The 22,999-nt window shown below is 61.2% G+C and carries 20 protein-coding genes and 1 tRNA gene; 19 read left to right on the plus strand and 2 right to left on the minus strand.

Annotated features, from left to right (window positions below):
* Positions 1 to 49 precede the first annotated feature (49 nt).
* The 4 genes from P3T20_RS25770 to P3T20_RS25785 all read left to right on the plus strand — a co-directional run bounded on the left by P3T20_RS25770 (position 50) and on the right by P3T20_RS25785 (position 5,415).
* Positions 50 to 505, plus strand: coding sequence for a CBS domain-containing protein (locus P3T20_RS25770; RefSeq protein WP_074263954.1), 456 nt, complete (start codon positions 50 to 52; stop codon positions 503 to 505).
* 143 nt (positions 506 to 648) lie between these two features.
* Positions 649 to 2,586 (plus strand): MFS transporter, encoded by a 1,938-nt coding sequence (locus P3T20_RS25775; RefSeq protein ID WP_074263955.1) that lies wholly within the window; start codon positions 649 to 651, stop codon positions 2,584 to 2,586.
* A gap of 198 nt (positions 2,587 to 2,784) precedes the next feature.
* Positions 2,785 to 3,885, plus strand: coding sequence for a chorismate synthase (gene aroC / locus P3T20_RS25780; protein WP_074263956.1), 1,101 nt, complete (start codon positions 2,785 to 2,787; stop codon positions 3,883 to 3,885).
* Positions 3,886 to 3,927: 42 nt separating this feature from the next.
* Entirely contained in the window at positions 3,928 to 5,415 is a 1,488-nt protein-coding gene (locus P3T20_RS25785; RefSeq protein WP_074263957.1) for a tetratricopeptide repeat protein, read from the plus strand.
* A 143-nt stretch (positions 5,416 to 5,558) separates the two neighbouring features.
* Here P3T20_RS25785 and P3T20_RS25790 read toward each other — a convergent pair whose 3' ends face one another.
* Positions 5,559 to 7,232: an electron transfer flavoprotein-ubiquinone oxidoreductase gene (locus P3T20_RS25790; RefSeq protein WP_074263958.1), complete on the minus strand. Its 1,674-nt coding sequence runs from the start codon at positions 7,230 to 7,232 to the stop codon at positions 5,559 to 5,561.
* A 210-nt stretch (positions 7,233 to 7,442) separates the two neighbouring features.
* Between P3T20_RS25790 and P3T20_RS25795 the strand changes: the two genes are divergently transcribed.
* Both P3T20_RS25795 and P3T20_RS25800 read left to right on the plus strand, forming a co-directional pair.
* Positions 7,443 to 8,219: an SDR family oxidoreductase gene (locus P3T20_RS25795; protein WP_074263959.1), complete on the plus strand. Its 777-nt coding sequence runs from the start codon at positions 7,443 to 7,445 to the stop codon at positions 8,217 to 8,219.
* Between the two features lie 69 nt (positions 8,220 to 8,288).
* A complete protein-coding gene (locus P3T20_RS25800) occupies positions 8,289 to 8,720 on the plus strand; it encodes an acyl-CoA thioesterase (RefSeq protein WP_074263960.1) in 432 nt (143 codons plus the stop codon).
* Positions 8,721 to 8,822: 102 nt separating this feature from the next.
* On the opposite strand, the gene P3T20_RS25805 is transcribed toward P3T20_RS25800, so the two are convergent.
* Complete coding sequence (locus tag P3T20_RS25805; RefSeq protein ID WP_074263961.1) at positions 8,823 to 9,368, minus strand: LuxR C-terminal-related transcriptional regulator; 546 nt, start codon at positions 9,366 to 9,368, stop codon at positions 8,823 to 8,825.
* A 287-nt stretch (positions 9,369 to 9,655) separates the two neighbouring features.
* Between P3T20_RS25805 and P3T20_RS25810 the strand changes: the two genes are divergently transcribed.
* The 13 genes from P3T20_RS25810 (at position 9,656) to P3T20_RS25870 (ending at position 22,957) form a co-directional block, all read left to right on the plus strand.
* Positions 9,656 to 10,360, plus strand: a complete 705-nt coding sequence (locus P3T20_RS25810) for a CoA transferase subunit A (protein ID WP_074263962.1) — start codon at positions 9,656 to 9,658, stop codon at positions 10,358 to 10,360.
* Between the two features lie 2 nt (positions 10,361 to 10,362).
* On the plus strand, positions 10,363 to 11,004 hold the full coding sequence (locus P3T20_RS25815) for a CoA transferase subunit B (protein WP_074263963.1): 642 nt from the start codon (positions 10,363 to 10,365) through the stop codon (positions 11,002 to 11,004).
* Between the two features lie 241 nt (positions 11,005 to 11,245).
* Positions 11,246 to 12,166, plus strand: a complete 921-nt coding sequence (locus P3T20_RS25820; RefSeq protein WP_074263964.1) for an alpha/beta fold hydrolase — start codon at positions 11,246 to 11,248, stop codon at positions 12,164 to 12,166.
* A gap of 97 nt (positions 12,167 to 12,263) precedes the next feature.
* On the plus strand, positions 12,264 to 12,617 hold the full coding sequence (locus P3T20_RS25825) for a RidA family protein (RefSeq protein WP_074263965.1): 354 nt from the start codon (positions 12,264 to 12,266) through the stop codon (positions 12,615 to 12,617).
* A 63-nt stretch (positions 12,618 to 12,680) separates the two neighbouring features.
* Positions 12,681 to 14,924 (plus strand): RelA/SpoT family protein, encoded by a 2,244-nt coding sequence (locus P3T20_RS25830; protein ID WP_074263966.1) that lies wholly within the window; start codon positions 12,681 to 12,683, stop codon positions 14,922 to 14,924.
* Positions 14,925 to 15,055: 131 nt separating this feature from the next.
* Positions 15,056 to 15,132: transfer RNA gene (locus tag P3T20_RS25835), tRNA-Val, on the plus strand.
* Positions 15,133 to 15,381: 249 nt separating this feature from the next.
* Positions 15,382 to 17,289 carry a threonine--tRNA ligase gene (gene thrS / locus P3T20_RS25840; protein WP_074265986.1) on the plus strand — a complete coding sequence of 636 codons (1,908 nt, stop codon included), beginning with the start codon at positions 15,382 to 15,384 and terminating at the stop codon, positions 17,287 to 17,289.
* 49 nt (positions 17,290 to 17,338) lie between these two features.
* The gene (infC, locus tag P3T20_RS25845; RefSeq protein WP_074263967.1) at positions 17,339 to 17,863 is read left to right on the plus strand and encodes a translation initiation factor IF-3; all 525 of its coding nucleotides are present in this window, start codon (positions 17,339 to 17,341) and stop codon (positions 17,861 to 17,863) included.
* 266 nt (positions 17,864 to 18,129) lie between these two features.
* Positions 18,130 to 18,327: a 50S ribosomal protein L35 gene (rpmI, locus tag P3T20_RS25850; RefSeq protein ID WP_074263968.1), complete on the plus strand. Its 198-nt coding sequence runs from the start codon at positions 18,130 to 18,132 to the stop codon at positions 18,325 to 18,327.
* Positions 18,328 to 18,356: 29 nt separating this feature from the next.
* Positions 18,357 to 18,716 carry a 50S ribosomal protein L20 gene (rplT, locus tag P3T20_RS25855; protein WP_006052502.1) on the plus strand — a complete coding sequence of 120 codons (360 nt, stop codon included), beginning with the start codon at positions 18,357 to 18,359 and terminating at the stop codon, positions 18,714 to 18,716.
* A gap of 157 nt (positions 18,717 to 18,873) precedes the next feature.
* Positions 18,874 to 19,887, plus strand: coding sequence for a phenylalanine--tRNA ligase subunit alpha (gene pheS / locus P3T20_RS25860; protein WP_074263969.1), 1,014 nt, complete (start codon positions 18,874 to 18,876; stop codon positions 19,885 to 19,887).
* 154 nt (positions 19,888 to 20,041) lie between these two features.
* Complete coding sequence (gene pheT, locus P3T20_RS25865; RefSeq protein ID WP_074263970.1) at positions 20,042 to 22,477, plus strand: phenylalanine--tRNA ligase subunit beta; 2,436 nt, start codon at positions 20,042 to 20,044, stop codon at positions 22,475 to 22,477.
* A gap of 69 nt (positions 22,478 to 22,546) precedes the next feature.
* Positions 22,547 to 22,957: an integration host factor subunit alpha gene (locus P3T20_RS25870; protein ID WP_074263971.1), complete on the plus strand. Its 411-nt coding sequence runs from the start codon at positions 22,547 to 22,549 to the stop codon at positions 22,955 to 22,957.
* Positions 22,958 to 22,999: the final 42 nt, after the last annotated feature.

Here is a 22,999-nt window from a genome sequence, read left to right on the forward strand (position 1 = left end):
CCGCGAGTAGGCGCCAAAGCGCTAACCCCGGTCGACAAAGGAGACAATCATGCGAGTCAGCGACATTCTCAAGGTCAAGGGCAATACCCTGTTTACCGTCACGCCGGATACGCCGCTGCTCGACGCAGTCAATGCGATGGCCGAGCACGACATCGGCTCGCTGGTAGTCATGGAATATGGCGATCTGGTCGGCATGCTGACGTTCCGGGAAATCATCCTGACACTCAGCAAACATCACGGCAGCGTCGGCACCGCGACTATCCGTAAGGTCATGGACGACCATCCGCTCACGTGCACGCCGGAAACGGATGTGAACGAAGTGCGCCGCATGATGCTCGAGCACCACGTGCGCTATCTGCCGGTCATGGAGAGCCGCACGCTGATGGGCGTGATCTCGTTCTACGACGTGGCAAAGGCCGTGGTCGAGGAGCAGGGCTTCGAAAACCGCATGCTCAAGGCCTATATCCGCGACTGGCCGGAAGAGCGGGAGCAACAGACGGGCTAAATGCCCGGCGATGACCGTGTTGGCCGGGTCCGGTCGCAGCGGCCATCAAGTTGCCACAAGCCTGAGGTATAGGTCCAGGGGCGTGCGCGAAAGCGCGCGCCTTTTTTGCATCCGCGCGGTCCTTTCTCCTATTTCCCAACTACATGAGCGATCGTCCGATACCCGCCGCCCGCCGCGCAACCCGCACTAGCGACGCACACGAATCCCAGTTCCGCCTGCTCAGCGAGCGACGCTTTGCGCCGTTTTTCTGGACCCAGTTCCTGGGCGCCATGAACGACAACGTGTTCAAGATCGGCTTTACGTCGCTCGTAACGTATCAGACGGCGCGCTTTTCCGGGGTCGATGCGAAGACCGCGGCGTTCCTGATCTCGGCGATCTTCATCCTTCCGTTCGTGCTGTTGTCGGCCACCTCCGGCCAGATCGCGGACAAGTACGACAAGGCGATGCTGACGCGCTTTGTGAAGACGTTCGAGATCGCTGTGATGCTGATCGGCGGCACGGGTTTCTGGCTGCATAGCGCGCCGCTGCTGTATCTGTGCACGTTTCTGATGGGTGTCCATTCCACCGTGTTCGGCCCGGTCAAGTATTCGTACCTGCCCCAGCATCTGGCGAAAACGGAACTGGTCGGCGGCAACGGCATGGTCGAAATGGGCACCTTCGTCGCGATCCTGATCGGCACGATTATCGGCGGAGAAGCGGCGGGCTTCGTCGAACATGGCGCCGTGGTGCTGGCCTGCGCCTGCGTCGGGATTGCGCTGGTGGGGCGCGTCGTGTCCATGTTTGTGCCCGCTACGCCGGCGCCGCAGCCCGATCTGCAGATCAACTGGAATCCGGTCAGCGAAACGTGGCGCAATCTGAAAATCGCCCACGAAAACCGCACGGTGTTTCTGAGCCTGCTGGGTATTTCGTGGCTGTGGTTTGTCGGCGCGACGTTTCTGTCGTCGTTTTTCAATTTTGCCAAGGACGTGCTGTCGGCCAATCCCGATGTCGTCACCGTGCTGCTCGGCACGTTTTCCATCGGCATCGGGCTCGGTTCGCTAATGTGCGAACGGCTCTCGAAGCGACGCATCGAAATCGGCCTCGTGCCGCTCGGCTCGATCGGTATGAGCGTGTTCGCCATTGATCTGTTCTTTGCAAGCCACGCGTTACCGCCGGCAGCGCATTTGCTGAGCGTCGGCGAATTCCTCACGATGCCCGCCAACTGGCGCGTGCTTGCCGATCTGTTCCTGCTCGCCGTGTTCGGCGGCCTTTATAGCGTGCCGCTGTATGCGCTGATCCAGAGCCGCAGCCAGCCGAGCCATCGTGCACGCATCATCGCAGCCAACAATATTCTCAACTCGCTGTTCATGATCGTCTCGGCGCTGATGGCGATGGCCTTGACCACCGCGGGCGTCAGCATTCCGGGTCTTTTCCTGGTGACTGCCCTGCTCAACATCGTGGTGGCCACCTACATCTACTCGCTGGTGCCGGAATTCCTGCTGCGCTTTATCGCATGGGTGCTGGTGCATACGTTCTACCGGATCCGGCTCGTGCATGCCGAGCGCATTCCGGAGGAGGGCGCGGCGGTGCTGGTGTGCAATCACGTGAGCTATGTGGACGCGATCGTCATCATGGCCGAAAGCCCGCGTCCGATCCGCTTCGTGATGGATCACCACATCTTCAGGTCGCCGTTTGCCGGCTGGGTGTTTCGTCACGCGAAGGCTATTCCGATCGCGCCGTCGCACGAGGACCCGGAAATGCTAACGCGGGCCTATGAAGCCTGCGCGCGGGCGCTCGCTGAGGGTGACCTGGTGTGCATTTTCCCGGAAGGCAAGCTGACCAGGACCGGTGATCTGAACCCGTTCCGTCATGGCGTGACCGAGATCATCCGTCGCACGCCGGCGCCGGTGGTGCCGATGGCCCTGCGCGGGCTGTGGGGCAGCGTGTTTTCACGTGGCGCCGAGACGCGCTGGCCGCGACCGGTGCAAAAAGGTGTGATGAGCCGGCTGACGCTGGCGGTCGGCGAGCCGCTCGATCCGGCGCAGGTGACGCCGGAGGGGCTGCAGCAGATCGTGACGGAGTTGCGCGGGGCGCGGAAGTAGGGACTGCTGCTCTGCTACCCTGAGTTGCTGTGCTGTGCTGTGCTGTGCCTCGCTAGCGCGCGCCGACCCGCGTGGCGGGCGGCGACTTGCGTGGGCCGCCGTCACTTGTCCGTTCGGCCAACGCCCGTCTGGTGCGGCCCTCGCCTTAGACGAGGCTGGCATAATAGCGGTTTCCCCGCATCTCTTTGGACGACGCTCATGTCCGGCAATACGCTTGGTACGCTTTTCACTGTCACGACCTTTGGCGAATCGCATGGTCCCGCTATCGGCTGTGTGATCGACGGTTGCCCGCCGGGAATGACGCTGGTCGAAGAAGATATCCAGGTCGAACTGGACCGCCGCAAGCCGGGCACCTCGCGTCACGTCACGCAGCGCAAGGAAGAGGACAAGGTCGAGATCCTGTCGGGCGTGTTCGAAGGCGTCACCACCGGTGCGCCGATTGCGCTCCTGATTCGCAACACGGACCAGCGCAGCAAGGACTACGGCAACATCGCGGATACGTTCCGTCCGGGCCATGCTGATTACACCTACTGGCAGAAATTCGGTATCCGCGACTATCGTGGCGGCGGCCGTTCGTCGGCGCGTCTGACGGCGCCTACTGTTGCGGCTGGCGCCGTGGCCAAGAAGTGGCTGCGCGAGCACTTCGGCACCGAGATTCGCGGCTACATGGCGACGCTTGGTGAGATCGAAGTGCCGTTTGTCGACTGGTCGCACGTGCGCGAAAACCCGTTCTTCGCGGCGAACGCCGAGGTGGTGCCGCAGCTCGAAGAGTACATGGACGCGCTGCGCAAGGATGGCGATTCGATCGGCGCGCGCATCAACGTGGTTGCCTCGGGCGTGCCGGTCGGGCTCGGCGAGCCGCTGTTCGACCGCCTCGACGCCGATATCGCGCATGCCATGATGGGCATCAATGCGGTGAAGGGCGTCGAGATCGGTGCGGGCTTTGCCAGCGTCGCCCAGCGCGGCTCGGTGCATGGCGACGAACTGACTCCGGAAGGCTTTGTCGGCAATCACGCGGGCGGCGTGCTCGGCGGGATTTCGACGGGGCAGGACATCACGGTATCGATCGCCATCAAGCCGACCTCGAGTATCCGTACGCCGCGGCGCTCCATCGACAAGGCTGGGCAACCGGCCATCGTCGAGACCTTTGGGCGTCATGATCCTTGCGTCGGTATTCGTGCGACGCCTATCGCCGAGTCGATGCTGGCGCTGGTGCTGATCGACCATGCGCTGCGCCATCGCGCGCAGTGCGGTGATGTGGTCGTTACTACGCCGAAGATCGCGGCGAGCGCGCCGTAAGTCGCGTTCCGCGCGACTTATCGTCTGTGTCGGAATTCCGCAATGATCGACCCGAATCCCCGTGCAGCCGACGGCGCGGACGCGCTGTCGCAGTTGCGTGCGCGAGTCACCACGCCGCAAGCGAGCGCCACGGACTGGCTGGCGTTCGGCCAAGCCTTGCTGCAGGCGGCAGGGCGTAACCGGGACCAGCAGCGCGAAGCGCTTGTCGCACTGGTGCAGGCCTATCAGCTCGATCCCGCTTGCGATCCGACGCTGCTTCACATCATTGCTCAAACCGGATTTATGCTGCGCGACTGGCCTTTGGTCGACTCGGCGACGTCGTTGCTGCTTGCGCGCAACGCGGAAGATGCTAACGCGCTCGTCTGGCGCGCCGCCGCCATCCAGCAACGCGACGATTTCGACGAAGCTGAGCGTCTGTTGCGCGAGGCCGTGCGGGTGGTGCCGGGTAATCCGGTCGCGCTGCACAAGCTCGCGTTGTGCATCAAGGAACAGGCTCGCTTTGCCGAAGCCGAGACACTGTTGCGGCGTGTGCTCGAACTGTCGCCGAACAACGCGCACGCGACGTTCGATCTGTCGGAGCTGGAAATACGCTCCGGCCGCTATGACGACGGCTGGGCAAACTACGAATCACGCATCGCATTTGGCGACGACCTGAACGACGCACATCGTGCGCTCGCCGAGATCAGCAGCTACTGGCAGGGTGAGTCGTTGGCCGGCAAGACGCTGATCGTGTACGGCGAGCAAGGCAACGGCGATTGCCTGTGGGCCGTGCGCTTTTTGCCGCTGCTCGCTGAGCGGGCACGGCGCGAGGGCGGCCGGGTGATCTTTGGCCACGACGGGCCGCTGCGGCACCTGTTCGAGCGCATGTTGCCCTCCGATGTGGCGCTCGAAACCAGCCTCATCACCCAGCCGGATTTCCACTGTGGGCTGATGAGCTTGCCGTTACGGCTCGGCATCTTCGATTCGGCAGGCTGGGGACGCCCCTATCTGAGTGCCGACTCGGCTCGCGCCGGGCTGTGGCGCGAGCGTGTCGGGCAGACGGCAGTGAGTGGTGGGCCTAAAGTCGGGCTGGTGTGGAACGGCAATCCGCAGCACATTCGTGATGCGCGCCGCTCGGTGCCAGTCGACCAGCTGGAGCCGCTCCTGATGGTGCCAGGCATCACCTGGTTCGCGCTGTCGCCAGGGCGTTCTGCGACGATCGAGCAATGGCGCGAGCACGGCATTCAGATTGTCGATCCCACGCCGCATTTCGAGGCTGGTTTCGATGACGTCGCGGCGCTACTCGCCAATCTAGACCTTGTCGTGACCATCGACAGCGGTCCTGCTCATCTGGCCGGCGCGCTTGGTGTGCCGACGTGTCTGATGATCGATCATGTGTCGGCGTGGTTTTGGGGCGACCAAACGACGCAACGCACGCCATGGTATGACTCGGTCGAGCTGTTTCGTCAGCCGGCGATCGGTGCGTGGGCGCCTGTGCTGGCGAGCGTACGCGAGAGACTGGAAGCGCTGGTACGGTTGCCAAGGCATTGAACCGGGGCGGTATCGTTACAGCGTTTCAGCAAGCCCCAACCCCGCAGACGAAAAAAAACGCCGCTCATCCATCATGGCGAGCGGCGCTTTTGCGTCCTGTGACTCCGCGCTAATGTGCTAACACCCCAGCGCCACCAGTCGCATCACATATTCGGATAGTTCGGCCCACCGCCGCCTTCTGGCGTGACCCACACGATATTCTGCGTCGGGTCCTTGATATCACAGGTCTTGCAGTGCACGCAGTTCTGCGCATTGATCACCAGACGCTCGCTGCCATCGTCGTTCTTCACGAACTCATACACCGCTGCCGGGCAATACCGCGATTCCGGCCCCGCATACGTGCTCAGGTTCACGTTCACCGGCACGCTTGGATCTTTCAGCGTCAGGTGGGCCGGCTGGTTCTCCTCGTGATTGGTGTTCGAGATGAACACCGAGGACAGCCGGTCGAACGTCAGCTTGCCATCCGGCTTCGGATACACGATCGGCTTGCACTGCGACGCCGGTTTTAGCATCTCGTGGTCCCAATGCTGGTGGTGCAGAGTCCACGGCACATTGCCGCTCAGTAGCTTCTGCTCGATGCCCACCATCAGCGTGCCCAGGTACAGGCCCTTGCTCATCCACTGCTTGAAGTTGCGTGCGCGGTACAACTCCGTGTGCAGCCAGGAGGTTTTGAACGCCTCCGGATACGCCGTGAGTTCATCGCTCGTGCGGCCGGCCTGCACGGCATCGAACGCGGCGTCGGCGGCCAGCATGCCGGTCTTGATCGCGGCGTGCGAACCCTTGATGCGCGAGGCGTTCAGGAAGCCCGCGTCGTCGCCCACCAGGGCCCCACCCGGGAACACCAGCTTCGGCAGCGACAGCAGGCCGCCGGCGGTGATCGCGCGTGCACCGTAGGAGACGCGCTTGCCGCCATCGAGGAACGCGCGGATCGACGGATGCGTCTTGTAGCGCTGGAATTCCTCGAACGGCGACAGGTACGGATTGGTATAGCCGAGGCCCACCACGAAGCCGACCATCACCTGGTTGTTGTCCAGGTGATAGAGGAACGAGCCACCGTAGGTGTCGGATTCGAGAGGCCAGCCTGCCGTATGGATCACCAGACCCGGCTTGTGCTTGGCCGGATCGATTTCCCACAGTTCCTTGATGCCGATACCGTAGACCTGCGGATCGGCGCCGTCGCGCAGTTTGAATTTATCCTGCAACTGCCGCCCCAGATGGCCGCGCGCGCCTTCGCAGAACAGCGTGTACTTCGCGTGCAGTTCCATGCCGAGCTGGAAATTCTCGGTCGGCTGGCCGTCCTTGCCGATACCCAGGTTGCCGGTGGCGACACCTTTGACCGAGCCGTCGTCGTTGTACAGAACCTCGGCCGCCGGAAAGCCCGGGAAAATCTCCACACCCAGCGCCTCGGCCTGCTGGCCGAGCCACCGCGTGACGTTCGCGAGGCTGATAACGTAGTTGCCGTGATTCTTGAAGTTGTCAGGCAGCGCCCAGTTGGGCACGCTCTTCGAACCGCTTTCGGAGAGAAACAGGAAGCGGTCTTCGGTCACTTCAACGTCCAAAGGCGCGCCTTTTTCCTTCCAGTCGGGGATCAGTTCGTTCAGCGCGCGAGGGTCCATGACCGCGCCGGAGAGGATGTGCGCCCCGATCTCCGAGCCCTTTTCCAGTACGCAGACGCCGATTTCGACGCCTTTTTCCGCTGCCAGCTGCTTCAGACGGATCGCCGCGGACAGGCCAGCGGGGCCGCCGCCGACGATCACCACGTCGTATTCCATCGACTCGCGCGGGCCGTACTGCTCAATGAGACTTGCGGGGGTCATTGATGCTCCTCTTACCGTTAGAATGCTTTTTTCGGGATCGTATTGTGGGCGAACGGTTCCGGCGCCGCAACCCAATGAATAAAGATTAGCACGATCGTTCTATTTATGTGATACGGTAGCGGCCCGGCGTTTCACCGGGTATGCCCCAGGTATTCACGAAGTTCCGCGGCCTCGCCGCGCGTGTAACCCCAACCGAACAAGGTAAACACAATGGGCCGTTCGATCAATCTGGAAGGCAAGGTTGCGCTGATTACGGGCGCCTCGAGCGGGCTGGGCAAACGCTTCGCTCAGGTGCTGTCGCAGGCTGGCGCGAAGGTCGTGCTGGCCAGCCGCCGCACCGAACGCCTGAAAGAATTGCGCGCCGAAATCGAAGCCTCCGGCGGCGCTGCGCACGTGGTGTCGCTCGACGTCACCGATTACCAGAGCATCAAGTCGGCCGTGGCGCATGCCGAGACGGAGGCGGGCACCATCGATATTCTGGTGAATAACTCGGGCGTCTCGACCACGCAGAAGCTAGCGGAAGTCACGCCCGCCGATTTCGAATACGTGTTCGACACGAACACGCGCGGCGCGTTCTTCGTGGCCCAGGAAGTCGCCAAGCGCATGATCATGCGTGGCAACGGCGGTCAGAAGCCGTCGTACCGGATCATCAATATCGCTTCGGTGGCGGGTCTGCGTGTGTTGCCGCAGATTGGCCTCTACTCGATGAGCAAGGCCGCGGTCGTTCATATGACGAAGGCGATGGCGCAGGAATGGGGACGCCACGGCATCAACGTGAACGCGATCTGCCCGGGCTATATCGACACCGAAATCAATCATCACCACTGGTCCACCGACCAGGGGCAGAAGCTGGTTTCGATGCTGCCGCGTCACCGTGTCGGTCAGCCTGAAGATCTCGACGGCTTGCTGCTTTTGCTGGCCGCTGATGAATCACAATTCATCAACGGCTCGATCATTTCCGCCGACGATGGCTTTGGGCTTTCCTGATTGGGCGTGGGTTTGAGCCTCAGTTGTGTCTAAGAACCGCGCCCCGTTTCAACCTGTAGAAAAAGTACGATGAGCGAACACCACCCCGTTTTTGAAATGTCCATGCCGATCCGCTGGGGCGACATGGACGCATTCGGCCATGTGAACAACACGGTCTATTTCCGCTACATGGAGCAGGTGCGGATTTCCTGGTTCGAGCAACTGGGTATTCTCGGCGGCAATGAGGAAGGGCAGGGGCCAGTGATCGTCAACGCATCGATGGAGTTCCTCAAGCAGCTCCATTATCCTGGCGACGTGATTGGCCGGATGTCGGTCGGCACACCAGGCCGCAGCAGTTTCGACACCGGTTTCGAACTGAGGCGCGCCGATGACCCGTCGACCGTCTATGCACGGGGCGCCGCGCGTTGCGTGTGGATCGACTACGCGGCGGGCAAGTCGGCGCCGATTCCCGATCTGCTGCGCTCGACTATCGAAAACGCGGTGCTCGTCAAGCCGGTTTGAGGCGGCTCCGCTGTCGGCCAGAGTTCGCGTTTTAGCGCATTCGTCCGGTTTCGTGCAGAGCGGCTCCATGTAGCGAACCTGCTGCAAGCTCTTGCGCAACCGTCAATGCCCGAGCAGCCTCTGCAGCAGTTCCGTCGCATTGCCCGTATCGTATTTACGCATCAGCCGCGCCCGGTAGACGTCCACCGTGCGTGAGCTGATGTCCAGCACGCGCCCAATCTGCTTGCTGGTCTTGCCCGTCACCAGTTGCGCGGCGATTTCCCGCTCGCGCGGAGTCAGCTCGATAGCGACGCGCCGTGTCGCGCTCAGATCCTCGAAAGTCCACACGCCCGCGGCATGCGGGTTAGCGCGCTCGAGCGAGCGGCCCGTCACGTGACACCAGAACAATTCCCCATTGGCGCGCCTCATGATCCGGTCGTCGGCGTAGCTGCCGTGCGCGGTCATGATGGGCGGAATGCGTTCGCCAATCCGCTCGAACTCGTCCGCCGACGGGTACAGCACCTGAAACGACTGCCCCAGCAGCGACTCGCGCGGACAGCCGAAGATCGACGCCAACTGGTCGTTGCAGTCTTCAATGAAGCGCTCGCGCGACAGCACGAGGCCGATCGGCGCGAGGTGGAAGGCGGTTTGGTAATCCAGTGCGGGCATGAAAGGTGCGCAAGCAGGTGCGGAAGCGGAAAATCACTTATGTATTTTTGCGTATTGTGCCGTATGGCCCGCGCATCGTACCCTTTCGGGCAAATCATACGGCTGCAGCGAGGCCGCGGGTGAAGGGTCTGCCGGGCCGGCTGTGCGATGTCGACGCAAGGCTGGCTGCGGATGACTAGAATGACGTTCTGGGCTCAACCCGCATCACCACGCATCACCACGCATCGCACCAATCCGGCGGCCGGCGTACCGGATTTTCGGGTTTCCATAAAGGAAGGGACACACTGATGAACAAGGTCTATCCAGACGCGGCTACCGCGCTCAAGGACATCGTCAAGGACGGCCAGACATTCGCCGTCGGCGGCTTTGGCCTGTGCGGCATCCCTGAGGCGCTTATCTCGGCGCTGCGCGATTCGGGCGTCAAAGGCATCACCTGCATCAGCAATAACGCGGGTGTGGACGGTTTCGGCCTTGGCCTGCTGCTCGAAACACGCCAGGTCAAGAAGATGATCTCGTCGTATGTGGGCGAAAACAAGGAGTTCGAGCGCCAATACCTGGCCGGCGAACTCGAGCTCGAATTCACGCCGCAAGGCACGCTTGCCGAGAAGCTGCGCGCGGGCGGCTCGGGCATTCCAGCGTTCTTCACCAACACCGGCTACGGCACGTTGATTGCCGAGGGCAAGGAAACCCGCCAGTTCGGCGAAAACCATTACGTGCTGGAGCATTCGCTGACGGCCGACGTCGCGCTCGTCAAGGCGTGGAAGGCCGACAAATCGGGCAACCTGATCTATCGCCGCACGGCGCGCAACTTCAACCCGATGTGCGCGATGGCGGGCAAGATCACCGTGGCGGAAGTCGAGGAAATCGTGGAAGTGGGCGAGCTCGATCCGGACGCCATCCATACGCCGGGCATCTTCGTGCAGCGCATTGTGCTCAATGCGCATCCGGAGAAACGCATCGAACAACGCATCGTCCGCGCGAAAGGAGCGTAATCATGGCATGGACTCGTGACGAAATGGCCGCGCGCGCGGCGAAGGAATTGCAGGACGGCTTCTACGTGAACCTCGGCATCGGCTTGCCGACGCTGGTGGCGAACCACGTGCCGGCGGGTGTCGAAGTGTGGCTGCAGTCGGAAAACGGCCTGCTTGGCATCGGCCCGTCGCCGACTGAAGAGGAAGTGGATGCTGACCTCATCAACGCCGGCAAGCAGACAGTGACGACGCTGCCGGGTTCGTCGATCTTCTCGTCGGCGGACTCGTTCGCGATGATTCGCGGCGGCCACATCAACCTCGCCATTCTGGGCGCCATGCAGATCAGCAAGAAGGGCGATCTGGCGAACTGGATGATTCCGGGCAAGATGATCAAGGGCATGGGCGGTGCGATGGATCTGGTGGCGGGCGTCAAGCGCGTCGTCGTGCTGATGGAGCACGTCGCGAAGGGCGACCAGCACAAGATCCTCGAGGAATGCACGCTGCCGCTGACGGGTGTGGGCGTGGTCGATCAGATCATTACTGACCTCGGCGTGATCGAAGTGACCGCGGACGGTCTGAAGCTGACGGAGCTGGCGCCGGGCGTGACGGTGGATGAGATCAAGGCCAAGACCGGTGCGCCGCTCGATGTGAGCGCTGTGGGCTGATTGGGCGGGTGTGCGGCACGGTTGAGTGGATGCAGGGTTGCAGTTGAGTCCTGCTGAAGCACGGCCGATGTGAAGAATGCTGCGAAGGATGCAGTAAAGCGGGCGAGACGGGTTGGGTCTTCGCCCGCTTTGTTTTGGGCGTTGGCTTGGCGCATTTGCTTATGTCTTCAGGACGATCCTTGGCACGCGGCAAAGCGGTTTACAATCGTCTTCACTAGTTAGTGCTCGCCAAGGAAATCTGATGACCGTCACGTCCCCAGCTCTGCATACTGCCGCCGGCACGGCTACGCCCCGTCAACGTTTCGTGCAGTGTGCGAGCCCCGGTGGCTTGCATCGTGTTGCCTACACGGAATGGGGCGACCCGGCGAATCCGCGGGTGCTGGTGTGCGTGCATGGCCTCACGCGCTCAGGGCGTGATTTCGACCGGTTGGCAGCGTCGTTTTCGGACAGATATCGCGTGATTTGTCCGGATGTGGTCGGCCGCGGTCTTTCATCGTGGCTGAACGTCCCCAACTACTATGCCGTGCCGCACTACGTCGCGGACATGGTCACGCTGATCGCGCGGCTCGACGTGGAAAAGGTGGACTGGTTCGGCACCTCGATGGGCGGCCTGATCGGGCTGGGTCTCGCGGGCCTGCCGGGCTCTCCGATCGAGAAGCTGCTGCTGAACGACGTCGGTCCACATCTCGAACCGGCCGCGGTGAAGCGAATCGGCGATTATCTCGGCAAGCCCATGCAGTTCGAAACGCTGCAGCAGGGCATCGATTACGCCGCCTTGCTGGCGCAATCCTTCGGCCCGTTGACCCCGGAAGAATGGCGCGAAATCAACACGCCGCTGCTGCAGGAGCGCGACGGTGCCTGGTATTTCCGCTACGACCCCCGCATCGGCCAACCGTTCGCTGCTATTACCGACGAAGTGGCGGCGGGTGGAGAGGCTGCATTGTGGGGCGCGCTAAAGGCGATTCAGGGACCGGTGCTGGTAGTGCGCGGAGAAAAGTCCGACCTGCTGTCGCGTGAAACGGTCGAGAAGATGATTGCCGAGGGCAACAAGGTGTCGAGCGTGGAAATCCCCGGTGTGGGTCATGCGCCCGCGTTTCTCAGCGCCGAGCAGATCGGGATTGCGCGCCGCTTCTTCATCGGACCTGGCGCTGACGCGTCATAATATGGGGTTGTGCGGCGCGCCTCTTTCGAGCGACCCGCCGCGGAACGCAGGATCGTTCAACCGCATTGTTCAATCTTAACCATCATCAGGAATTGCCATGGCAGTCATTCGTCATCACGTCGGCAAGCGACTCTCCGAAATCGCTGTGCATAACGGCACCGTGTACCTCGCCGGCCAGATTGCCGAGGACGCGGATCAGGACATCACCGGTCAGACCCGTGAAGTACTTGGCCATATCGACCGTCTGCTCGCTGAAGTGAACAGCGACAAGTCGCATCTGTTGTCGGTGCAGATTTACATCGCCGACATGGTTCACTTCGCTGGCATGAACGCTGTGTGGGACGAGTGGGTCGCGCAAGGCGAAACCCCGCCGCGAGCGACGGTCGAAGCGAAACTTGCGAACCCGAAGTGCCTGGTTGAAGTGGTCGTCGTGGCCGCACAGCGCAGCTAGGTCCGCATCTGAAACTGTTGTTGAATCCCTGTTGATCCGTCTGGCCCGTTGGGCCGTCGCACCATGAATACCGATACCGTTACGACCGTCCCGATTCCGCTGCCTTCCTTCGAAGAAGCGATGGCATTCGTGCGGGAGCATGCGGGTGAGGTGCGGCTGTCATCGGGCGAATTGTTGGCCGATCATGCGGCGGGCACTGCAGCGATCATGCGCACGCTCAATGTCGACCCGCCGGCGGTGCTGGCGGCGGCCTTGTTCGCGCTGACGCCGCATCTGCAAGACCCGGAGCGCGTGATCGCCGATAACTTTGGCGAAGAGGTCGCGCAACTCGTGGGCGATGTGCGCAAGTTGCTGCGTTTGGGTACCGTCAGTTTGCGCGCGGCGCAGAACGCCATTCCCGAAGCGGGACGCGACGCCCAGGCGGCGCGGCGTGCGCAGGTCGAGGCGTTGCGCAAGATGCTGCTTGCCTTTGCGCAGGACATTCGCGTTGTGCTGATCCGGCTCGCATCGCGGCTGCAATCGATGCGTTACTACGCGGCGGCCAAGATGACGCCGTCTCCCGACGTAGCGCGCGAGACGCTCGATATTTACGCGCCGCTCGCAAACCGTCTCGGCATCTGGCAGGTGAAGTGGGAACTCGAAGACCTCGCGTTGCGCTTCGAAGAGCCTGCCACGTATAAGCGCATCGCGAAGCTGCTCGACGAGAAGCGCGTGGAGCGTGAGAGTTATGTGGCCGCGGCTATCGCGCGTCTGCAGCATGAGCTGGCTGCCGCGCATATTCGCGCCGAAGTGAGCGGGCGGCCAAAGCACATCTATAGCATCTGGCGCAAGATGCGCGGCAAGGACCTCGATTTCTCCGAGCTGTACGACGTGCGCGCGTTTCGCGTGATCGTGCCGGACATCAAGGACTGCTATACCGTGCTCGGTATCGTGCACAACCTGTGGCAACCGGTGCCCAAGGAATTCGACGACTACATTTCGCGGCCGAAGCCGAACGGCTACAAGTCGCTGCATACGGTGGTGATCGGCGATGACGGGCGCGCGTTCGAAGTGCAGATCCGTACCCAGGAGATGCATCAGTTTGCCGAGTACGGCGTAGCGGCGCACTGGCGCTACAAGGAGGCCGGCACGCGCGGCTACGGCGGCCAGGTCACGGCGAGCGAGAAGTACGACGAGAAGATTGCGTGGCTGCGCCAGTTGCTGGCGTGGAAGGATGAAGTGTCCGAGGGTGAGCATGGCGAGAAGCGCGCGGCGCAGCCGTGGGAGCAACTACGTCAGGCCACGTTCGACGACGACCACATCTATGTTTTGACACCGCAGGCGCGCGTGATTCCGTTGCCGCAAGGCGCGACGCCGCTCGACTTTGCCTATCACCTGCATAGCGAGTTAGGACACCGTTGCCGCGGTGCGCGTGTCGATGGTGCGATGGTGCCGCTCAACACGCCGTTGCAGAACGGTCAGACGGTCGAGGTCGTCGCGGTGAAAGAGGGTGGTCCGTCGCGCGACTGGCTCAACCCGCAGCTTGGCTATCTGCATAGTCCACGTGCACGGCAGAAAGTGCGCGCGTGGTTCAACGCAGTCGAGTATCAGGAGACCATCGCGACGGGCCGGGCGATGGTCGAAAAGACTTTGCAGCGCGAAGGCAAGACCTCGGTCAATCTCGACCAGCTTGCGACGAAGCTCGGCTTCAAGTCCACGGAAGACCTGTTCTCGGTGGTCGGCAAGGAAGAGTTCAGCTTGCGTCAGGTCGAGCAGGCACTGCAGGATGCGCCGCCACCCGAACCGGAGGTCGAAGTACCCGAGCAGTTCGAAAAGCGCAGCAGCGGCTCGAGTGTCGCGCATGGCGCATCGACCGGTGTGCTGGTGGTGGGGGTCGACGCGTTGCTCACGCAGCTCGCGCGTTGCTGCCGTCCGGCACCGCCTGATGGTATCAGTGGTTTTGTTACGCGGGGCAAGGGCATGTCGATTCACCGCAGCGATTGCCCGACGTTCATGCGAATGGCCGAGCGTGCGCCCGAGCGCGTATTGGAAACCGCATGGTCCGCAGACGTGATGAATGGTCGCGGGCAGTCGGTGTACCCAGTGGACCTGACAATTGATGCAACGGATCGTCAAGGCTTGCTGCGCGATATCTCCGAAGTGTTTGCGCGCGAGAAGATGAACGTGATCGGTGTGAAGACACAAACGCGTCGTAATGCAGCCTTCATGCAGTTCACGGTCGAGGTGTCGAGCGCGGCGCAGATTCAGCGCGCCTGTTCGCTGCTTGGAGAAGTCACGGGCGTGTTGCGGGCGGGGCGTAAAAGTTAACGCAAGGTGTGATGCACGCGGGGCCGCGTGCCGTCTTTCACATGCGCGGAAACGGCAGCGCGGATTTTTCAGTGCCGGTGTACAAAAGTACTTGCCAAGCGATGTGGCGCTCCATATAATCTCGTTTCTTCAGGCTCGTAGCTCAGCTGGTTAGAGCACCACCTTGACATGGTGGGGGTCGTTGGTTCGAGTCCAATCGAGCCTACCAACGAAAGAGAAATTCCGGTTTGCCGGGGTTTCGCAAGCTGCAGTAAGCGCCTTGGCGCAAAAGGCGAATACGGTTATGACACCGCGAACGTTGACCGAAACCACTTCGGAGCGACGCTAGTCGAGGACCACTTTCGCCAATGTAGTTTGCAGGAAATGTGAATGCGGCCCCTCGAAAGCGGGGCCGCATTTTTTTTGTCTTATTTGATGGTTGTATATGCCGCCGCCGGTCGGCATTTCGGAGAACGCAATGGTTTCGATACGTCTGCCTGACGGTTCTGTTCGTCAATACGAGCACCCGGTGACGGTCGCGGAAGTGGCCGCGTCGATCGGCCCTGGCCTCGCGAAAGCCGCGCTCGGCGGCAAGATCGACGGTGAGCTGGTCGATACGTCCGCGTTGATCGATCACGATGTGTCGCTCGCAATCGTCACGGAAAAAGACGCCGACGGCCTCGACATCATTCGCCACTCCACGGCGCACTTGCTCGCGTACGCGGTGAAAGACCTGTACCCCGAAGCGCAGGTGACGATCGGCCCTGTGATCGACAACGGTTTCTACTACGATTTCGCGTACAACCGTCCCTTCACGCCGGAAGATCTCGAGAAGATTGAAAAGCGCATGCAGGATCTCGCGAAGAAGGACGAGCCGGTGTCGCGCCGCGTGGTGTCGCGCGACGAAGCGGTGGACTACTTCAAGAGCATCGGTGAAAAGTACAAGGCCGAGATTATCGAGTCGATTCCGTCAACCGACGAGATCAAGCTGTACTCGCACGGCGGCTTCACGGATCTGTGCCGCGGCCCGCACGTGCCGTCCACCGGCAAGCTGAAGGTTTTCAAACTGATGAAGGTCGCGGGCGCGTATTGGCGCGGCGATTCGAAGAACGAGCAGTTGCAGCGTATCTACGGCACGGCCTGGACGAAGAAGGAAGACCAGGAAGCGTATCTGCACATGCTCGAAGAGGCGGAGAAGCGCGATCACCGCAAGCTCGGCAAGCAGCTCGACCTGTTCCACATGCAGGACGAGTCGCCGGGCATGGTGTTCTGGCATCCGCGTGGCTGGACGTTGTGGCAGCAGGTCGAGCAATACATGCGCCGCCGCGTGAACGATGCGGGCTACCTCGAAATCAAGACGCCGATGATCATGGACCGTTCGCTCTGGGAAGCGTCGGGCCATTGGCAGAACTATCGTGAAAACATGTTCACGACCGAATCGGAAAAGCGCGACTACGCGATCAAGCCGATGAATTGCCCCGGTCACGTGCAGGTGTTCAACCATGGTCTGCGCTCGTACCGCGATCTGCCGCTGCGCTATGCGGAGTTCGGCTCGTGCCACCGCAATGAATCGTCGGGCTCGCTGCACGGTCTGATGCGCGTGCGAGGCTTCGTGCAGGACGACGCGCACATTTTCTGTACCGAAGACCAGTTCATCAGCGAATCGATCGCGTTCAACACGCTGGCGATGAGCGTGTACAAGGATTTTGGCTTCGACAACGTCGACATCAAACTGTCCTTGCGTCCGGACGCCCGTGCCGGCACTGACGAAACGTGGGATCGCGCCGAGCAGGGTCTGCGCGACGCGCTGACGGCCTGCGGTGTGACGTGGGAAGAGTTGCCGGGCGAGGGCGCTTTCTACGGTCCGAAGGTCGAATATCACATCAAGGACGCGCTGGGCCGCTCGTGGCAATGCGGTACGCTGCAGCTCGACATGGTGCTGCCGGAGCGTCTGGGCGCCGAATACGTCGCCGAGGACAATAGCCGTCGCCGCCCGATCATGTTGCACCGGGCAATCGTCGGATCAATGGAGCGCTTCATCGGTATTCTGATTGAGCACCATGCTGGTGCAATGCCGTCCTGGCTGGCGCCGATGCAGGTGGTTGTAATGAATATCGCGGAAAGTCAGACCGAATATGCGCAGTCTTTGACTCAATCGTTGCAAAAACAAGGGGTTAGAGTACAGGCCGATTTGCGCAACGAGAAGATTAGCTATAAAATACGGGAGCACACGCTAGAAAAGGTGCCGTACCTCCTTGTGGTCGGCGACAAAGAGCGTGATGCTCAAACGGTAGCCGTGCGTGCCCGTGGCGGTGTTGATCTGGGTGTCATGCCCGTCAGCGCCTTCATTGAGCGTCTGCGTCAGGACGTGCAGTCGTTCAGGTAAACCACTTGGCAGCCCGGCTCGTTTTTTTAATTTTTAGAGGAAACGTAACATCGCTACTGATAAGTCTGCGCACCGCATCAACGGTGAAATCACTGCACCCGAGGTGCGTCTGGTCGGAGTCGAGAACGAACCCCTCGGCATTGTGAAACTTGCCGATGCTTTCCGCATGTCGGAACAGCAAGATGTAGATCTGGTTGAAATCGCCCCTCAGGCGGTGCCGCCGGTTTGCCGCTTGATGGACTACGGCAAGTTCAAGTACTCGGAAGCGAAGAAGCAGCACGAGGCCAAGCTCAAGCAGAAGATTGTCCAGGTGAAGGAAGTCAAATTCCGCCCGGGCACCGATGACGGCGATTACAACGTCAAACTGCGCAACCTCATTCGCTTCCTCGACGACGGTGACAAGACGAAAATCACGTTGCGTTTCCGCGGCCGCGAAATGGCCCACCAGGAAATCGGTATGCGCATGCTGGAACGCCTGCGCACTGACCTTGACGAAGTCGGTCAAGTCGAGCAAATGCCGAAAATGGAAGGGCGCCAGATGATCATGGTGCTCGCTCCGAAGAAAAAGAAGTAAGCAACGCGCGTGGTTGCAAGTGCGTTGCCGGGTTGTGCACCGTGAGGCGCGCAACTGTTACTGTGAAAAGATTGAGTTGTACTTCGCTGCATGTGTGGCGAAGACCAGCAGGTTTCGGAGCAGCGCCCAGATAAATGGGCGCAGTTCCTGAAAAGCAGCGGCCAGCAGTATCGGCCGGCTGCATACCAAGTGGACTGGGTTTCGAAGGGCGGGTAATGGCCATCAGGCCGACCGCACACCCATATCCATCTAATAATGGAGTTGTCATGCCGAAGATGAAGACCAAGAAGAGTGCTGCAAAGCGCTTCGTGGTGCGTCCGGGCGGTACCGTCAAGCGCGGTCAAGCCTTCAAGCGCCACATTCTTACCAAGAAGACCACCAAGAACAAACGCCATCTGCGCGGTTCCACAGCAGTTCATGAGTCAGATATGAACTCCGTGCGCGCAATGATGCCGTTCGCTTAACCCTTAACTAAAACTCACAGGAGCTAACTATGCCTAGAGTCAAACGTGGGGTTACCGCACGGGCCCGTCACAAGAAGATCATCAAGCTGGCCAAGGGTTACCGCGGCCGTCGCAATAACGTCTATCGCATCGCCAAGCAGGCGGTCATGCGCGCAGGCCAATACGCCTACCGCGATCGCCGCAACAAGAAGCGTGTGTTCCGTGCATTGTGGATCACGCGTATCAACGCGGCGGTGCGTCAGCACGACATGACGTACAGCGTGTTCATCAACGGCCTGAAGAAGGCTTCGATCGAACTCGACCGCAAGGTGCTGGCCGACATGGCTGTGTTCGACAAGGCTGCTTTTGCTGCGATCGTTCAGCAGGTGAAAGCCGCCGTTGCAGCCTGATTGCGCTTTGGGCAATTAAACTGCGTGGTTCGTTGTAGCGAACATCCGGTAGTCTCGGTGACGCTGCAACAAAAACGGGGCTCCTCACCGAGCCCCTTTTTTGTTGGTCGAACCAGTTTTGCATCGATTGAACACTGACGTTGAAATGATGGGATCAATGGATCTGGACCAGATTGTCGCTGACGCGCAAAAAGCCTTCGGGGAAGCCAACGACGTCACCACCCTCGAGAACGAGAAAGCCCGCTTTCTCGGCAAGTCGGGTGCGCTGACCGAACTGTTGAAGGGCCTTGGCAAACTCGATCCCGAGACGCGCAAGACCGAAGGCGCGCGGATCAACGTCGTCAAGCAGCAGGTGGAAGCCGCACTGACGGGCCGCCGTCAGGCACTTGCCGACGCGCTCTTGAACCAGCGCCTCGCCGCTGAAGCCATTGACGTCACGTTGCCCGGCCGCGGCCTTGGTGCAGGTAGCCTGCATCCGGTCATGCGCACGTGGGAACGCGTCGAACAGATTTTCCGTTCCATCGGATTCGATGTGGCCGACGGCCCCGAAATCGAAACCGACTGGTACAACTTCACCGCGTTGAACAGCCCGGAAAACCATCCGGCGCGTTCGATGCAAGACACCTTCTACGTAGACGACAAGGATGCCGACGGCCGCCAGTTGCTGTTGCGCACGCACACGAGCCCGATGCAGGTGCGCTACGCGCGCACCAACACGCCGCCGATCAAGGTGATCGTGCCCGGCCGCACGTACCGTGTGGACAGTGACGCGACGCACTCGCCGATGTTCAATCAGGTCGAAGGCCTGTGGATCGACGAGAACATCAGCTTCGCCGACCTGAAGGGCGTCTACACCGACTTCCTCAAGAAATTCTTTGAGCGTGACGACATCCTCGTACGCTTCCGTCCGTCGTACTTTCCGTTCACCGAACCGTCGGCTGAGATCGACATGTTGTTCGAAACGGGCAAGAACGCCGGCAAGTGGCTCGAGATCTCGGGTTCCGGCCAGGTTCACCCCACGGTGATCCGCAACATGGGCCTCGATCCGGAGCGTTACATCGGCTTTGCCTTCGGCAGTGGCCTCGAACGGCTGACGATGTTGCGCTACGGCGTGCAGGACTTGCGCCTGTTCTTCGAGAACGACCTGCGTTTCCTGCGGCAATTCGCTTAACGCTTCGAGCCGCGCACGTCGCCAGATGCATAGACGAAGGCAAGTGCGCGCCGCGAGCAGTGCCATCGGCAAGGGCGCCTGGTTACCGGAACACGGCAACCAACGAAGGCCCCGGCCGGATGTGGACTAACCTGATCAGAACGTACACAGAACCATGCAATTCCCGGAATCCTGGTTAAGAAGCTTTGTCGACCCGCAGATGACGACGGACGAGCTGTCGCACGCCCTGACGATGGCCGGCCTCGAAGTCGAAGGCCTGTCGCCCGCTGCGCCGGCGACCAAGAAGATCGTGGTTGGCCGGGTTCTCGAGGTGGTCAAGCACCCGGACGCGGACAAGCTCAACGTGTGTCAGGTCGACGCCGGCACAGGCGTGACGCTGAACATCGTCTGCGGCGCACCGAATGTGAAGCCGGGCATCAAGGTGCCGGTTGCGCTGGTGGGCGCAGAGCTGCCGCCGGCCGAAGAGGGCGGCGCGCCATTTGCGATCAAGCTCTCGAAGCTGCGTGGCGTGGAAAGCCAGGGCATGCTGTGCTCGGCACGCGAACTGAAGCTTTCGGAAGATCATAGCGGCCTCCTGATCCTGCCGGAAGATACGCCGATTGGCCAGGACATCCGCGAGACGCTGAACCTCGACGATACGATCTTCGAGATCAAGCTGACGCCGAACAAGGCAGACTGCCTGTCGGTGTTCGGCGTGGCGCGCGAAACGTCGGCCATCACCGGCGCGCCACTGCATGCGCTCGACATCAAGCCGGCCATCGTCAAGTTGAACGAAACATTGCCGGTGAAGATTTCGGCGCCGGACCTGTGCGGCCGTTTTTCGGGCCGCGTGATTCGCGGCGTGAATGCGCGCGCGAAGTCGCCGCAGTGGATGGTCGAGCGTCTGGAGCGCTCGGGCCAGCGCAGTATTTCTGCGCTGGTCGACATCTCGAACTACGTGATGCTCGAGCTGGGCCGTCCGTCGCACGTGTTCGATCTGGACAAGATCCACGGCAGCATGGATGTACGCTGGGGCCGAAAGGGCGAGACGCTCAAGCTGTTGAACGGCAACACCGTCGAGCTCGATGAGACGGTCGGCGTGATTGCAGACGATCAGCACATCGAAAGTCTCGCGGGCATCATGGGCGGCGACAGCACGGCCGTGACGCTCGACACCACCAACATCTATCTCGAAGCCGCGTTCTGGTGGCCCGATAGCATTCGCGGCCGCTCGCGCAAGTACAACTTCTCGACTGACGCAGGCCATCGCTTCGAGCGCGGCGTCGACTACGCGACAACCGTCGAGCATATCGAGCGCATCACGCAGCTGATCCTCGATATCTGCGGTGGCGAGGCCGGTCCCGTCGACGATCAGATCGTCAACGTGCCGCAGCGCGCGCCGGTGAAGATGCGCGTCGCGCGTGCGAACCGCATCATCGGCGTTGCGATCAGTGCAGATGAGATCGCGCAGATCTTCACGCGTCTTGGCCTCGCGTTCGAGCGCGAAGGCGACGTGTTCTCCGTGACGCCGCCGTCGTACCGCTTCGACATCGAGATCGAAGAAGACCTGATCGAAGAAGTCGCGCGCATCTACGGCTTCGAAAAGATTCCGGCGCGTCCGCCTGTGGCCACTAGCGAGATGCGCGCGACCAACGAAACGCAGCGCTCGCTCCACGATATCCGGCATGCGCTCGCCGCGCGCGACTACGCTGAAACTGTGAACTTCAGCTTCGTCGACGCGCAATGGGAGCTGGATTTCGCCGGTAACGACAAGCCCGTACGCCTGCTGAATCCGATCGCAATCCAGCTTTCGGTGATGCGCACGACGCTGATCGGCAGCCTGATCGACGTGCTGCGTACGAATCTGAGCCGCCGTGCCGCGGACCGCGTGCGCGTGTTCGAGGTGGGCCGCGTGTTCTTGCACGATCCCGCCATCAAGGCGGGTGAGTTGCAGGTCGAAGGCTTCTCGCAGCCGAAGATGTTCGGCGCGCTCGCCTATGGTCCGGTGCAGGACGAACAATGGGGCGCGGCGACGCGCACCGTCGACTACTTCGACGTCAAGGGCGATCTGGAAGCCTTGCTGTCGCCAGCTGTGGCACGCTTTGTGAAAGCGGAGCATCCGGCGCTGCATCCGGGACGCAGCGCGCGCGTTGAATTGAATGGCCGCGCAGTGGGCTGGATTGGCGAATTGCATCCGCGTTGGATGCAGCAATATGATTTGCCGCATGCGCCGATTCTGTTTGAAATCGAAGCAGATGCATTAATTCAGCGTGCATTGCCGGTACCGTCGGAAGTGTCGAAGTTTCCGCCGGTGCGTCGCGATATCGCCGTGGTCGTCGATCAAAAAATCGAAGTCCAGGCACTGCTTGACGAGATGCAAAAGGCGCTTTCGGAAGACGCCTGCAAGACTGTCAGAAGGGTTGCGCTTTTCGACGAATTCCGTCCAAAATCAACTACTTCCGGCGGGTTAGCAGCCCATGAGAAAAGCCTTGCGTTCCGTGTGACCTTGCAAGATACTGGCGGGACCCTTCAGGACGAGACGGTCGATCTGGCCATTCAAACCCTGGTGGATCGTCTGGCTCGAGTATATGGCGCACGGTTGCGCGGATAACCCGCGGAGACTCTCAAAGCGGCGATTTCCGCAATTCTTCGTTTCTGGTTGGCGCGCCATTTGATAGATATGAATGAAATGAACTCGAGTGATTTCGAAGCCCTTCTTACGGCGCAGCGTAGCGCCATGATTCGCGATATTCCGACATCACCCGCTAACACTTCGGCGGAAACGCCCACGCTCACCAAGGCCGAGCTTGCCGAGTTGCTGTTCGACAATGTCGGACTCAACAAGCGGGAAGCGAAGGACATGGTGGAGGCGTTCTTCGAGGTGATTCGCGATGCGCTGGAGAGCGGAGATAGCGTGAAGCTGTCGGGCTTCGGTAACTTTCAGTTACGCGACAAGCCCCAGCGTCCTGGCCGCAATCCGAAGACCGGCGAGGCGATTCCGATTGCTGCTCGCCGCGTTGTGACGTTCCATGCAAGTCAAAAGCTGAAGGCGCTGGTCGAGACCGGCGCCGAGGCGAGCTTCGCGCGCTGATCGACTGGCGCGTTCCTGCGCAACCCACCACGACGGCTAACT

The sequence above is a fragment of the Paraburkholderia sp. GAS206C genome (assembly GCF_050435645.1).
In the GTDB taxonomy this organism is placed as follows: Bacteria; Pseudomonadota; Gammaproteobacteria; order Burkholderiales; family Burkholderiaceae; genus Paraburkholderia; species Paraburkholderia phenazinium_B.

What these genes read in the sequence shown, in the direction of transcription:
- P3T20_RS25770 (WP_074263954.1), top strand. Translation starts at nt 50, where the DNA reads ATGCGAGTCAGCGACATTCTCAAGGTCAAGGGCAATACCCTGTTTACC.
- P3T20_RS25775 (WP_074263955.1), top strand. Translation starts at nt 649, where the DNA reads ATGAGCGATCGTCCGATACCCGCCGCCCGCCGCGCAACCCGCACTAGC.
- aroC (WP_074263956.1), top strand. Translation starts at nt 2,785, where the DNA reads ATGTCCGGCAATACGCTTGGTACGCTTTTCACTGTCACGACCTTTGGC.
- P3T20_RS25785 (WP_074263957.1), top strand. Translation starts at nt 3,928, where the DNA reads ATGATCGACCCGAATCCCCGTGCAGCCGACGGCGCGGACGCGCTGTCG.
- P3T20_RS25790 (WP_074263958.1), bottom strand. Translation starts at nt 7,232, where the DNA reads ATGACCCCCGCAAGTCTCATTGAGCAGTACGGCCCGCGCGAGTCGATG.
- P3T20_RS25795 (WP_074263959.1), top strand. Translation starts at nt 7,443, where the DNA reads ATGGGCCGTTCGATCAATCTGGAAGGCAAGGTTGCGCTGATTACGGGC.
- P3T20_RS25800 (WP_074263960.1), top strand. Translation starts at nt 8,289, where the DNA reads ATGAGCGAACACCACCCCGTTTTTGAAATGTCCATGCCGATCCGCTGG.
- P3T20_RS25805 (WP_074263961.1), bottom strand. Translation starts at nt 9,368, where the DNA reads ATGCCCGCACTGGATTACCAAACCGCCTTCCACCTCGCGCCGATCGGC.
- P3T20_RS25810 (WP_074263962.1), top strand. Translation starts at nt 9,656, where the DNA reads ATGAACAAGGTCTATCCAGACGCGGCTACCGCGCTCAAGGACATCGTC.
- P3T20_RS25815 (WP_074263963.1), top strand. Translation starts at nt 10,363, where the DNA reads ATGGCATGGACTCGTGACGAAATGGCCGCGCGCGCGGCGAAGGAATTG.
- P3T20_RS25820 (WP_074263964.1), top strand. Translation starts at nt 11,246, where the DNA reads ATGACCGTCACGTCCCCAGCTCTGCATACTGCCGCCGGCACGGCTACG.
- P3T20_RS25825 (WP_074263965.1), top strand. Translation starts at nt 12,264, where the DNA reads ATGGCAGTCATTCGTCATCACGTCGGCAAGCGACTCTCCGAAATCGCT.
- P3T20_RS25830 (WP_074263966.1), top strand. Translation starts at nt 12,681, where the DNA reads ATGAATACCGATACCGTTACGACCGTCCCGATTCCGCTGCCTTCCTTC.
- thrS (WP_074265986.1), top strand. Translation starts at nt 15,382, where the DNA reads ATGGTTTCGATACGTCTGCCTGACGGTTCTGTTCGTCAATACGAGCAC.
- rpmI (WP_074263968.1), top strand. Translation starts at nt 18,130, where the DNA reads ATGCCGAAGATGAAGACCAAGAAGAGTGCTGCAAAGCGCTTCGTGGTG.
- rplT (WP_006052502.1), top strand. Translation starts at nt 18,357, where the DNA reads ATGCCTAGAGTCAAACGTGGGGTTACCGCACGGGCCCGTCACAAGAAG.
- pheS (WP_074263969.1), top strand. Translation starts at nt 18,874, where the DNA reads ATGGATCTGGACCAGATTGTCGCTGACGCGCAAAAAGCCTTCGGGGAA.
- pheT (WP_074263970.1), top strand. Translation starts at nt 20,042, where the DNA reads ATGCAATTCCCGGAATCCTGGTTAAGAAGCTTTGTCGACCCGCAGATG.
- P3T20_RS25870 (WP_074263971.1), top strand. Translation starts at nt 22,547, where the DNA reads ATGAATGAAATGAACTCGAGTGATTTCGAAGCCCTTCTTACGGCGCAG.